The 12,930-nt window shown below is 66.6% G+C and carries 11 protein-coding genes and 1 pseudogene; 5 read left to right on the top strand and 7 right to left on the bottom strand.

Features of this window, described 5'->3' with window-relative positions; translation table 11 throughout:
- Window positions 1–207: 207 nt before the first annotated feature.
- From ACH107_RS23895 to ACH107_RS23865, 7 genes are all read right to left on the bottom strand, one after another.
- Window positions 208–1,125: a prephenate/arogenate dehydrogenase family protein gene (locus ACH107_RS23895; protein ID WP_412507993.1), complete on the bottom strand. Its 918-nt coding sequence runs from the start codon at window positions 1,123–1,125 to the stop codon at window positions 208–210.
- A gap of 1 nt (window position 1,126) precedes the next feature.
- Window positions 1,127–2,212: a histidinol-phosphate transaminase gene (gene hisC, locus ACH107_RS23890; RefSeq protein WP_412507991.1), complete on the bottom strand. Its 1,086-nt coding sequence runs from the start codon at window positions 2,210–2,212 to the stop codon at window positions 1,127–1,129.
- Window positions 2,213–2,387: 175 nt separating this feature from the next.
- Entirely contained in the window at window positions 2,388–3,419 is a 1,032-nt protein-coding gene (locus tag ACH107_RS23885; protein WP_412507990.1) for a MaoC family dehydratase, read from the bottom strand.
- Window positions 3,420–3,421: 2 nt separating this feature from the next.
- Entirely contained in the window at window positions 3,422–3,625 is a 204-nt protein-coding gene (locus ACH107_RS23880) for a DUF1737 domain-containing protein (RefSeq protein ID WP_412507988.1), read from the bottom strand.
- A gap of 5 nt (window positions 3,626–3,630) precedes the next feature.
- Window positions 3,631–4,176 (bottom strand): NnrU family protein, encoded by a 546-nt coding sequence (locus ACH107_RS23875; protein ID WP_412507987.1) that lies wholly within the window; start codon window positions 4,174–4,176, stop codon window positions 3,631–3,633.
- A gap of 5 nt (window positions 4,177–4,181) precedes the next feature.
- Window positions 4,182–5,045: an HpcH/HpaI aldolase/citrate lyase family protein gene (locus tag ACH107_RS23870; RefSeq protein WP_412507986.1), complete on the bottom strand. Its 864-nt coding sequence runs from the start codon at window positions 5,043–5,045 to the stop codon at window positions 4,182–4,184.
- 115 nt (window positions 5,046–5,160) lie between these two features.
- On the bottom strand, window positions 5,161–5,916 hold the full coding sequence (locus tag ACH107_RS23865; RefSeq protein WP_412507985.1) for a sulfite exporter TauE/SafE family protein: 756 nt from the start codon (window positions 5,914–5,916) through the stop codon (window positions 5,161–5,163).
- Between the two features lie 161 nt (window positions 5,917–6,077).
- On the opposite strand from ACH107_RS23865, the gene mdh reads away from it, so the two are divergent.
- The 5 genes and pseudogenes from mdh to ACH107_RS23840 form a co-directional block, all read left to right on the top strand.
- A complete protein-coding gene (mdh, locus tag ACH107_RS23860; protein ID WP_412507984.1) occupies window positions 6,078–7,040 on the top strand; it encodes a malate dehydrogenase in 963 nt (320 codons plus the stop codon).
- Between the two features lie 230 nt (window positions 7,041–7,270).
- Window positions 7,271–8,464 (top strand): ADP-forming succinate--CoA ligase subunit beta, encoded by a 1,194-nt coding sequence (sucC, locus tag ACH107_RS23855; RefSeq protein ID WP_412507983.1) that lies wholly within the window; start codon window positions 7,271–7,273, stop codon window positions 8,462–8,464.
- A gap of 60 nt (window positions 8,465–8,524) precedes the next feature.
- Window positions 8,525–9,409: a succinate--CoA ligase subunit alpha gene (sucD, locus tag ACH107_RS23850; protein WP_412507981.1), complete on the top strand. Its 885-nt coding sequence runs from the start codon at window positions 8,525–8,527 to the stop codon at window positions 9,407–9,409.
- 73 nt (window positions 9,410–9,482) lie between these two features.
- The gene (locus ACH107_RS23845; protein ID WP_412507979.1) at window positions 9,483–12,443 is read left to right on the top strand and encodes a 2-oxoglutarate dehydrogenase E1 component; all 2,961 of its coding nucleotides are present in this window, start codon (window positions 9,483–9,485) and stop codon (window positions 12,441–12,443) included.
- Between the two features lie 5 nt (window positions 12,444–12,448).
- Window positions 12,449–12,832 (top strand): annotated as a pseudogene (locus ACH107_RS23840) (biotin/lipoyl-containing protein); the annotation flags it as partial.
- Window positions 12,833–12,930: the final 98 nt, after the last annotated feature.

Here is a 12,930-nt window from a genome sequence, read left to right as displayed (position 1 = left end):
AACGAGCGGGGGCCGCATGGGTGAAATCTCGAAACGCAAACGCATCTGGGGCTGGTTCTTTTTCGACTGGGCCAGCCAGCCTTTCCATACCCTGCGCCCGTCAGGGCGACGGGGGCAGCGCCCCCGGGCTTGCAGCCGCGGCTTTCGCCGGCACCGGGCACGGCCGCCCGCGCCCCGACAGCAGGCCGCGCAGCCACCCCATCCGCCTCAGCCTTTCTTCACGCGACCGAAATCGGGCGCGTCGGTATCCTGACCGGCCTCGATGATACCCCGCCGGATCGCCCGTGTCCGCGTGAAATAGTCGTGCAGGTGCTCCCCGTCACCGGTACGTATGGCGCGCTGCAGCGCGAACAGCTCCTCGGTGAACCGCCCGAGGATTTCCAGCGTCGCCTCGCGGTTGTTGAGGAACACGTCCCGCCACATTGTCGGGTCGCTCGCGGCGATGCGGGTGAAGTCGCGGAAGCCGGCGGCGGAATACTTGATGACCTCGCTGTCGGTCACGCGGCGCAGGTCGTCGGCCACGCCGACCATCGTGTAGGCGATCAGGTGCGGCGCGTGGCTCGTCACCGCCAGCACGAGGTCGTGATGCTCGGCATCCATCTCGTCGGTCAAGGCCCCCATGCCCTGCCAGAACCGCTCCAGCCGCGCCACCGCCTCGCGGTCGCTGCCCGCGACCGGCACGACGAGGCACCACCGGTTCTCGAACAGCTCGGCAAAGCCCGCGCGCGGGCCGGAATGCTCCGTCCCGGCCAGCGGGTGGGCGGGCACGAAATGAACATTCCCGGGCAGGTGCGGCCCGACCGCCTCGATCACCGCCTTCTTGACCGAGCCGACATCGCTGACCGTGGCGCCGGGGGCCAGCGCCGGCCCGATCTCCGCGGCGACAGCGCCCATCGCGCCGACGGGCACGCAGAGCACCACCAGGTCGGCGCCCGCCACGGCCTCGGCCGCGCTGTCGCAGACCCGGTCGCACAGCCCGATCTCGCGCGCGGTCGCGCGCGTATCGGCCGACCGGGCATGGCCCGTCACCTCGCCGGCCAGCCCGCCGCGCCGGATGGCGTGGCACATCGACGACGCGATCAGCCCGAGCCCGATCAACGCGACCCTGTCATAGATCACGGCCATCCTAGTACGTGCCCTGCATGAACTGCCCCACTGCGTGCGCCACCCGCCGGCAGGCGGATTCATCGCCCACCGTGATCCGCAGGCACTGGGGCAGGTTGTAGCCCGCCACGCGGCGCACGATCAGGCCCTGCGACTTGAGATACGCGTCGCAGCCCTCGGCGGTTTCCCGGTCCGCGAACCGCGCGAGGATGAAATTGCCGTGCGACTCGTCCGACGGCACCCCGTGGCCGGCCAGCGCCCCGGCCAGCCAGGCGCGCAGGCGGGCGTTCTCGGCGCGGCATTTCTCGGCCCATCTTGTGTCGCGCACGGCCGCCTCGGCGGTGACGAGCGCGGGCTGGCTCAGGTTGAACGGCCCGCGGATACGCCCCAGCACGTCAACCACGTGCGCCGGGCCGTAGCCCCAGCCCACGCGCAGCCCGCCCAGCCCGTAGAGCTTGGAAAAGGTGCGCGTCATCACGACGTTCTCGCGCGACCCGACCAGCCCGGCGCCACCGTCGCTGCCCTCGACATACTCGGCATAGGCCCCGTCGATCACCAGCAGCGCGTGCGCGGGCAGACCGTCGGCCAGCCGCGCCAGCTCCGCGGGCGCGACCATCGTGCCGGTCGGGTTGTTCGGGTTGGCCACGAAAACCAGCCGCGTCCGGTCCGTGCAGGCCGCAAGGATCGCGTCGACGTCCGTGGCGCGCGCGCGCTCGGGCACCTCCACCGGGGTCGCGCCGTTGGCCAGCGCGCTGATGCGGTACATGGCAAAGCCGTGCTCGGTATGAACCACTTCGGTTCCCGGCCCGGCATAGGCCTGGCACAGAAGCGCGATGATCTCGTCGCTGCCCACGCCGCAGACCACGTTCGCGGGGTCGAGGCCGTGCACCTCGCCGATGGCGGCGCGCAGGGCCGCGTGATCGGTCGGGGGGTAGCGGTGCAGATCATATCCCGCCTTGCGGAACGCCTCCCGCGCGGCCTCGCCCGGGCCGAGGGGGTTCTCGTTGGAACTGAGTTTCACCACCTGGTCGATGCCCGCGACAGAGGACGCGCCCCCCTGGTAGGGGGCGATTTCCATGATCCCGGGCTGCGGCGCAATTTTCGTCATGACCCAAATCTCCTCGGCGCCCTTCTAGCCGCGCGAAAACGGCTTGACCAGAACCAAACCGGCACCGCGCCCGGGCGCATCGCAACCGTGGCCGGATTGCCGAAAGACGCGGTGGCGGCAGGTGGCAACCGGGCCGCAAATCGCCCCCACGCCGCCCCGCGCGAGCGGCGCCATATCAGGTCGGCATCAGCACCCAGTAATCGAGGTCCAGCAGGACATGCGGCAGGTACTTGCCGTCCGCGCCCTTCAGCGCAAAGGGCTCCCCGCTCTTGGTGGCGACCAGCCGCAGGCGCAGCGCACCGACACCCGGCGCGGGCGTCTCGGCCTTGTCCAGTACCTCGGACCATGCCTTGATCGTGTCCCCGGCAAAGCACGGGTTGGCATGGGCCCCGCCGTTCAGCCCAGCGACCATCTGCGCATTGGCCAGCCCGTTGAAGCTCAGCGCGCGCGCCATCGAGATCACGTGCCCGCCATAGACCAGGCGGTTGCCGTCCGCGCGCAGGGTGGCGTCGAAATGCACCTTGGCGGTGTTCTGCCAAAGGCGCGTGGCCATCATGTGCTCGGCCTCTTCCACGGTGACGCCGTCCACGTGGTCGATCTTCTCGCCGATCTCGTAATCGGCCCAGCGGTGCGGTTCGCCGGCCAGCGTGAAATCGTAGTTCGTGAAATCCAGCCCCGGCGGGATCGCCAGATCCGACGCGTCCAGCGCCGGCTTCAGGTCGGGGATGACGGTCTCGGGCGCCGCGCGGTCCGGGTCGTTCTTGCGCACCATGGCCCAGCGGACATAGTCCAGCACCACCTCGCCGCGCTGGTTGTGGCCCTTGGTGCGCACCCAGACCACGCCCGACTTGCCGTTGGAGTTCTGCTTGACCCCGATCACCTCGGACGTGGAATTGAGCGTGTCGCCGGGCCAGACGGGGCGCAGCCACAGGCCCTCGGCATAGCCCAGATTGGCCAGCGCATTGAGCGAGATGTCGGGCACCGTCTTGCCGAACACCACGTGAAAGGCCGCGATATCGTCGATCGGGCTGGCCGTCAGGCCGCAGTCGCGCGCGAAGGCGTCCGACGAATAAAGCGCGTGCCGCGCCGGGTAAAGCGCATGGTAAAGCGCGCGCTCACCGCCCGACACGGTGCGCGGCACCGCGTGGTGGATCACCTCGCCCACCTTGTAGTCCTCGAAGAAACGGCCCGGATCGGTCTTGGCCATGCTCACTGCTCCCCCAGTTTCAGGTCGGGCGTGTAGGTGCCCTCGATCTGCTTGACCACGGCCTGACCGCAGCGCATGACGCCATTGGCCGCGTCATAGGCATAGGTGGGCCCGCCATGCAGGTCCCACCCCGCGTTCAGCGCCGCCGTCACCTTGTGACAGAACTCCGACGTGTCGTCGGCGGAAAGGAAACGGTAGAGTTTCATCGCGCTCATCCCGGAAACGGCCAGACGCCCAGCCAGTTGTGAAGCCACGTGATCACCCCGAACAGGACGAGCGTTACGGCAACCAGCACGAGATCGCGCTTCGCCGGGCCCGGCTCAAGACGCACGCGCACCTCGCTGCGGTTGATCATGATCACCTCGATCACGGCCCAGATCAGCAAGCCGCCGAAAAGAATGACCGAGGCCAGATCGCCGTTGACGAGCAGGTGCGCCACCGCCCAGATCTTGACCGCCGTCAGTTGCGGGTGCCGCATCGCGCCGCGCAGCCGGCCCTTGGTCATGCTCATGCCGTAGACGAATACGGCCAGCAGCATCAGCAGGTTGTTCAGATGGACGGTCCAGCCCGGCGGGAACCACAGGTTGATGAACTCGGCGCGCTGATAGCCGATCACCATCAGCACGAGCCCGCCAAGGATCACCAGCGCGGCCACGCCCTTGCCGGCAAGTCCCATGGAGGCACGCATGTCCGGCGCCAGCCGCTTGAAGAAATGTCCCGCCGACCACAGGAACAGCCCCAGAAAAAGATAAACCATCGCGTTCACTCCGCCGACATTTCACGTATCGCTTGCGCCTTGGCCAACGCCCGCTCCGCGGCGACCACGTGCAGGTTCTCCACGATCTGCCCGTCCACCACGGCAACCCCCTGCCCCGACGCCTGGCTTTCACGGTAGGCCGCGATCTGCCGTTCGGCCAGGTCGATCTCGGATTGCGTGGGCGCGAAGGCGGTATTGGCGATCTCGATCTGCGCGGGATGGATCAGCGTCTTGCCGTCGAAACCCAGGTCGCGCCCCTGTTCGCATTCGGCCTTCAGGCCGTCACCGTCGCGGAACCGGTTGTAGACCCCGTCGATGGCGACCACGCCGCGCGCGGCCCGCGCGGCCATCACCACGCGCTGCAACGCCGTCATCAGCGGCAGACGATCCGCGCGGGGGCGGCAACCCAGATCCTTGGTCAGGTCGTTGGTGCCCGTCACCAGCCCCGTCACCTGCCGGTGCGCCGCGATCTCGGGGGCATTGAAAACGCTCACCGGCGTTTCCATCATCACCCAGACCGGCATCGCCGGGTCCAGCATGTCGGCAAGGCTGTCAACGTCCGACGGGGTGTTGACCTTTGGCAGCAGGATGGCATCCGCCCCGGCGTCGCGCAGCACGCGCACGTCCTCGTTGCCCCACTCGGTGGTCAGCGCGTTGATGCGCACGATCCTGGACCGCCTGCCATAGCCGTCCTCGCGCAGGGCGGCCGCCAGCGTCTCGCGCGCCTCGGCCTTGGCATCGGGGGCCACCGCATCCTCCAGATCGAAGATGATCGCGTCCGCGGGCAGGCTCCGGGCCTTGTCCAGCGCGCGTTCCTTCGATCCCGGGATATAGAGCACCGATCGGTAGGGCCGTGTGTTGGTGTCCATGCGCCTCGCCTCCCCCGAGTCATTTTCGGAAACATTGTTGCGCACAATTGCCACTTTTTGCCCGAATGCTTCAAGCCTTTTGTCGCCGCAGCGCAGAAATGCCTCACATGTCCGGTCAGGTCAGCCCGTCGCGGAGGCGCTTGGCCCCCGTCACCGTTAACAGGACATACGTGACCGCGAAGAACACCCGCTCGGGCACGCGACGATGCGCCTTGACGCCCAGCCACGCGCCGGTCAGCGCGCATGGCAGAAGGACCGCGTTCATGGCCAGCGTTTGCGGGGTGAACAGGCCAAGCCCGGCATAGAACCCCACCTTGACCACATTCAGCACACCGAAAACCAGTACCGTGCTGGCCTGGAAGGCCGTCTTGCCCAGCCCACGGCCCAGCAGGAAAACCGCCGCCGCCGGGCCGCCGGCATGGCTGACGAAACTGGTGAAGCCCGCCAGCGCGCCCGCAACCACGCCGGCCTTCGACCCCAGCCTGCCAGCGGGGCGCGGTGCCAGCCCGCCGCGCACCAGCAGCTGCCAGCCGACGAAGGCCAGCGCGATCGCGCCGATGAGCAGGCGGAACACGTCCGCCTCCACGAGCCGGAAAAGCGCCGCGCCCAGCGCAACGCCGGGTATCCCGCCGGCGATCAGCAGCGCCGCGTCCCGGCCGTGCCATTGCCGCCAATAAGGGCGCAGCGTCGCCGCGTCGATGGCCAGCAGCAACGGCAGCATGATCGCCAGCGCGGCGCCGGGCGGTACCACCAGCGCCAGAATCGCGGCCCCGGCAAAGGCCGCGTTTGAGCCGAAACCGCCCTTCGAGATGCCCGCGAACACCGCCGCGAACGCCGCCGCTACCCATACCTGCACATCGAAACCCGTCATGGCCCTGCCCCGTAACGCGCCGGAACGGCGGGAGTTTATCGCCATCAGCGCCGCGATGACAGGCCCCGGCGCCCCACATGCCGCAGCGCAGCACCCTTGCGCGGCGCCCGGTTTGCGACTACGCCATGAGCCGGAATTCAAAACCACCGGAGATTATTCCAATGGCCAGACCCAAGATCGCGCTGATCGGCGCAGGACAGATTGGCGGCACACTCGCCCACCTGGCGGCGCTGAAGGAATTGGGCGACGTCGTCCTTTTCGACATCGCCGAGGGCATCCCCGAGGGCAAGGCGCTCGACATCGCGGAATCCGGCCCCTCCGAGGGCTTCGACGCGCGGCTCAAGGGCACGCAGGACTACGCCGACATCGCCGGCGCGGATGTCTGCATCGTCACCGCCGGTGTCCCGCGCAAGCCGGGGATGAGCCGCGACGACCTGCTGGGCATCAACCTCAAGGTGATGAAGGCCGTGGGCGAAGGCATCCGCGACAATGCCCCGAACGCCTTTGTCATCTGCATCACCAACCCGCTCGACGCGATGGTCTGGGCGCTGCGCGAATTCTCGGGCCTGCCGCGTGAAAAGGTCTGCGGCATGGCCGGCGTGCTGGACAGCGCGCGCTTCCGCCATTTCCTGAGCCTTGAATTCGACGTCTCGATGAAGGACGTGAGCGCCTTCGTCCTCGGCGGTCACGGCGACACAATGGTCCCGCTGACCCGCTATTCCACCGTCGCCGGCATCCCGCTGCCCGACCTTGTCAAGATGGGCTGGACCACGCAGGAAAAGCTCGACGCGATCGTGCAGCGCACCCGCGACGGCGGCGCCGAGATCGTGGGCCTGCTGAAAGACGGATCGGCCTATTACGCGCCGGCCACGTCGGCCATCGAGATGGCCGAGGCCTACCTGAAGGACCAGAAGCGTGTGCTGCCCTGCGCGGCCTATGTTGATGGCCGCTACGGGCTCGACGGTTTTTACGTGGGCGTGCCCACCGTCATTGGCGCCGGCGGTATCGAGCGGGTCGTCGAGATCTCGCTCAACAAGGACGAACAGGCGATGTTCGACGGCTCGGTCAAGGCGGTCAAGGGGCTGGTCGAGGCCTGCAAGGGCATCGACGACAACCTGAAATAAGGCGCCATGCACGCATGGCAGCAGACAGGGCCGGGGTTTCCCGGCCCTGATTCTTTTTTGCGGCGTTGGCCCGATCTTGTCAGTAGCCCCTTTGTGATCACACGTTTTACGGCTGTGATCACAAAAGCCGGAAATTCGCCCTGAAATCGATTTTTCCACAAAAAGTGCTTTAATGGCGCGCCCGACCTGTTGCTATACCGTCTGCGATAACATCAAGACGGGACAGTTTCATGAATATCCACGAGTATCAGGCCAAGGCCCTGTTGCGCTCCTACGGCGCGCCGGTCTCCGACGGGCGTGTCGTGCTGCGCGCAGAGGAGGCCAAGACGGCCGCCGGCGAACTCGACGGCCCGATCTGGGTCGTGAAGGCACAGGTCCATGCGGGCGGCCGCGGCCAGGGCACCTTCAAGGAGACGGGCGCCGGCGACCAGGGCGGCGTGCGCCTGACCAAGTCGGTCGAGGAAGCCGCCGAGGAAGCCAAGCGGATGCTGGGCCGGACGCTGGTGACCAAGCAGACAGGCCCCGCCGGCAAGCAGGTCAACCGCATCTACATCGAGGACGGCTCGGGGATCGACAGCGAATTCTACCTCGCGCTTCTGGTCGATCGCGGCACCAGCCGCGTGTCCTTCGTCTGCTCCACCGAGGGCGGCATGGACATCGAGGAGGTCGCCGAGAAGACCCCCGACAAGATCCTCAGCTTCAGCGTCGATCCGGCCACCGGCTACCAGCCGTTCCACGGCCGCCGCATCGCGTTCATGCTGGGGCTGTCGGGCAAGCAGATCAAGCAATGCGTGACGCTGATGGGTACGCTTTACCGCATGTTCCTCGAAAAGGACATGGAGATGCTGGAAATCAACCCGCTGATCCTGACCGACAACGGCGATCTCAAGTGCCTCGACGCCAAGATGGGTTTCGACTCCAACGCGATCTACCGCCACGCCGACATCGGCGAACTGCGCGACACGACCGAAGAGGATTCCAAGGAACTGGAAGCCTCCAAGTACGATCTCAACTACATCGCGCTCGACGGCGAGATCGGCTGCATGGTCAACGGCGCGGGCCTTGCCATGGCCACGATGGACATCATCAAGCTCTACGGCTCGGAACCGGCCAACTTCCTCGACGTGGGCGGCGGTGCGACCAAGGAAAAGGTGGCCGAGGCGTTCAAGATCATCACCTCCGATGACAACGTCAAGGGCATCCTCGTCAACATCTTCGGCGGCATCATGCGCTGCGACGTCATCGCCGAGGGCGTGGTCGCCGCCGTCAAGGAGGTGGGGCTGACGGTCCCGCTCGTCGTCCGGCTCGAAGGCACGAACGTGGAGAAGGGCAAGGAGATCCTCAACAACTCCGACGTTGACGTGATCGCCGCCGACGACCTCGCCGATGCCGCGCAGAAGATCGTCAAGGCGGTCAAGGGCTGATGCCGTAGGGTGCGCAATCCCTGCGCGCCATTTCCAGAATTTCCAAAGGAGAATGCCACAATGGCAGTCCTCGTAGACGAAAACACCAAGGTGATCTGTCAGGGCCTCACCGGCTCGCAGGGCACCTTCCACACCGAACAGGCCATCGCCTATGGCACGAAAATGGTCGGCGGCGTCACGCCCGGCAAGGGCGGCACCACGCATCTCGACCTGCCCGTGTACAACTCCGTGCACGAGGCGATGGACAGATCGGGCGCCAATGCCAGTGTCATCTACGTGCCGCCGCCCTTCGCGGCCGATTCGATCCTCGAGGCGATCGACGCGGACATGCCGCTGATCGTGTGCATCACCGAGGGCATCCCGGTGCTCGACATGATGCGCGTCAAGCGCGCGCTCGAAGGCTCCAGCTCGGTCCTGATCGGGCCGAACTGCCCGGGCATCATTACGCCCGACGCCTGCAAGATGGGCATCATGCCCGGCCACATTCACAAGCGCGGCTCCTGCGGTGTCGTCTCGCGCTCGGGCACGCTGACCTACGAGGCCGTCAAGCAGACCTCTGACGTGGGCCTCGGCCAGTCCACCTGCGTGGGCATCGGCGGCGACCCCATCAAGGGGACCGAGCATATCGACGCGCTGGAATGGTTCCTGGCCGATGACGAGACCGAGAGCATCATCATGATCGGCGAAATCGGCGGCTCCGCCGAGGAGGACGCCGCGCAGTTCCTCAAGGACGAGGCCAAGAAGGGCCGCAAGAAACCCGTCGCCGGCTTCATCGCGGGCCGCACCGCGCCCCCGGGCCGCCGCATGGGCCACGCGGGCGCCATCGTCGCCGGCGGCAAGGGTGGCGCCGACGACAAGATCGAGGCCATGCGCAGTGCCGGCATCGTCGTATCCGAAAGCCCCGCTGGCCTTGGGGAGGCGATGATGAAAGCGATCAAGGGCTGACACGATCGCGGGCGGGCCGCGGCCCGCCCCTTTTTCAGGTGACAGGGCGCGCACCCCTGCGGGAGACAAGACAATGACCGAGCAATCCCCAAACGACCAGTTCCACGCTTCCTCCTTCATGCAGGGGGCGAACGCCGAGTATCTCGAACAGATGTATGCCCGCTACGCCAATGATCCGGCGGCGGTGGACGAGGCGTGGCAGGCATTCTTCCGCGAGCTCGGCGATGACGAGGTCAGCGTCAAGAAAGAGGCCGCCGGGCCCTCGTGGGAACGCCCCGACTGGCCGCCGACACCGTCCGACGACCTGTTCGGCGCCCTGACGGGCCAGTACCCGGTGGAAGAGGAGGCCAAGCAGGCCGGCCGAAAGATCCGTGAAAAGGCCACAGAGAAAGGCGTCGAGCTCACCGAGGACGCGGTCCGCCGCGCCGTGCTCGACTCGGTGCGCGCGCTCATGCTGATCCGTGCCTACCGGATCCGCGGCCACCTCATCGCCGAGCTTGACCCGCTGGGCCTGCGCAACCACGGCGAACGCCCCGAACTCGACCCGAAATCCTACGGCTTCACCGAGGCCGACATGGACCGGCCGATTTTCCTCGACAACGTGCTGGGGCTCGAGGTCGCCTCGATCCGCGAGATCGTCGACATGGTCCGGCGTACCTATTGCGGCACCTTCGCGCTGCAGTACATGCACATCTCGGATCCCGAACAGGCCACCTGGCTCAAGGAGCGGATCGAGGGCTACGGCAAGGAGGTCAAGTTCACGCGCGAGGGCCGAAAGGCCATCCTCAACAAGATGGTCGAGGCCGAGGGCTTCGAGAAATACCTGCATGTCAAGTACATGGGCACCAAGCGCTTCGGCCTCGACGGCGGCGAAAGCCTCATTCCGGCGATGGAACAGGTGATCAAGCGGGGCGGCAGCCTCGGCGTCAAGGAAATCGTCATCGGGATGCCCCACCGGGGCCGGCTCAGCGTGCTGGCCAACGTGATGGGCAAGCCCTACCGCGCGATCTTCCACGAATTCCAGGGCGGCAGCTTCAAGCCCGAGGACGTGGACGGCTCGGGCGACGTCAAATACCACCTCGGCGCCAGCTCGGATCGCGAATTCGACGGCAACAACGTGCACCTGTCGCTCACCGCCAACCCCTCCCACCTGGAGGCCGTGAACCCGGTCGTCATCGGCAAGGTCCGCGCCAAGCAGGACCAGTTGAACGACCCGGACCGCACCAAGGTCATGCCGGTGCTGCTGCACGGCGACGCGGCCTTTGCCGGGCAGGGGGTCGTGGCGGAATGCTTCGGCCTGTCGGGCCTGAAGGGCCACAAGACCGGCGGCACGATGCACATCGTGGTGAACAACCAGATCGGCTTCACCACCGCGCCGCACTTCTCGCGCTCCTCGCCCTACCCGACCGATCTCGCGCTGATGGTCGAGGCGCCGATCTTCCACGTCAACGGCGACGATCCCGAGGCGGTGGTACACGCCGCCAAGGTGGCCACGGAATTTCGCCAGAAGTTCCACAAGGACGTGGTCATCGACATCATCTGCTATCGCCGCTTCGGCCACAACGAGGGGGACGAACCGATGTTCACCAACCCCCTGATGTACAAGAAGATCAAGAAACAGAAGACCACGCTGAGCCTGTACACCGAACGGCTCGTCAAGGACGGGCTCATCCCCGAGGGCGAGGTGGACGACATGAAAGCCGCCTTTCAGTCGTACCTGGCCGACGAATTCGAGGCCGGCAAGGAATACCGCCCCAACAAGGCCGACTGGCTGGACGGCAAGTGGTCCCATCTCGACACCAAGGACGAGGACTACCAGCGCGGCGAGACCGCGATCAAACCCGAGACACTGGCCGAGGTTGGCCGCGCGCTGACCACCGCCCCCGAGGGCTTCACCCTGCACAAGACGGTATCGCGCCTGCTGGAAACCAAGGCCAGGATGTTCGAGACGGGCGAAGGCTTCGACTGGGCCACCGCCGAAGCGATGGCTTTCGCCAGTCTGCTCACCGAGGGTTACCGCGTGCGGCTCTCCGGGCAGGACAGCACCCGCGGCACGTTCAGCCAGCGCCATTCCGGCCTCGTGAACCAGGAGACCGAGGAACGCTACTATCCGCTCAACAACATCCGCTCGGGCCAGGCCCAGTACGAGGCGATCGATTCGATGCTCTCGGAATACGCGGTGCTGGGGTTCGAATACGGCTACACGCTGGCCGAACCTAACGCGCTGACCCTCTGGGAGGCGCAGTTCGGCGATTTCGCCAACGGCGCGCAGATCATGTTCGACCAGTTCATCAGCTCGGGTGAATCCAAGTGGCTGCGCATGAGCGGCCTGGTCTGCCTGCTGCCGCACGGCTACGAGGGACAGGGCCCCGAGCACTCCTCGGCCCGGCTGGAGCGGTTCCTCACCATGTGCGGCCAGGACAACTGGATCGTGGCCAACTGCACCACGCCGGCCAACTACTTCCACATCCTGCGCCGGCAGCTGCACCGCACCTTCCGAAAGCCGCTCATCCTGATGACGCCCAAGTCGCTCCTGCGGCACAAGCTGTGCATCTCCAGCGCCGAGGAGTTCACCACCGGCTCCAGCTTCCACCGCGTGCTCTGGGACGACGCGCAACAGGGCGTCTCGGAAACCCGGCTCAAGCCCGACAGCGAGATCAGGCGCGTCGTGCTCTGCTCGGGCAAGGTCTATTTCGACCTGCTGGAGGAACGCGACAAGCGCGGGATCGACGACATCTACCTGATGCGCATCGAACAGTATTACCCCTTCCCCGCCATCTCGATGGTCAAGGAAATGGAGCGCTTCAAGCAGGCCGATGTCGTCTGGTGCCAGGAAGAACCCAAGAACCAGGGGGCGTGGTCCTTCATCGAACCCAACATCGAATGGGTGCTCACCCGCATCAAGTCCAAGCACACGCGGCCCATCTATGCCGGCCGCCCGGCCGCCGCATCGCCCGCCACCGGGCTGGCCTCCGCTCACAAGGCACAACAAGACGCGCTGGTGGATGCCGCGCTGACGATCAAAGGAAAGTAACCGACATGACGACAGAAGTCCGCGTTCCCACCCTCGGCGAATCCGTCACCGAGGCCACCGTGGCCACATGGTTCAAGCAGCCGGGCGACAGCGTCGCCGCCGACGAGATGCTGTGCGAACTGGAAACCGACAAGGTCACGGTCGAGGTGCCCGCCCCCGCTGCCGGCACGCTGGGCGAGATCGTGGCGGCCGAGGGCGAAACCGTGGGGGTCGACGCGCTGCTGGCGACCATCACCGAGGGCGCAGCCGCCACCCCCGCCAAACCGCAGGAGAAGGCAGAACCGGCCGCGGCCCCCGCCGCCGAACAGGGCGCCGGCAGTGGCGACAGCCTCGACGTCATGGTCCCCACCCTCGGCGAAAGCGTGACCGAGGCCACCGTCTCCACGTGGTCGCGAACATGGTTGATGCCGCAAGGATGCAGTTGACCTCGATCGGGATCGGCGATGTGTTCGCCCGCGCGATCGGCCACGAGGTGACGTTCATCGCG

It is taken from the genome of Roseovarius halophilus (ex Wu et al. 2025) (assembly GCF_047086965.1).
The sequence above is the reverse complement of the archived record's forward strand: the minus strand, read 5'-3'. Positions and strand labels throughout refer to the sequence as shown.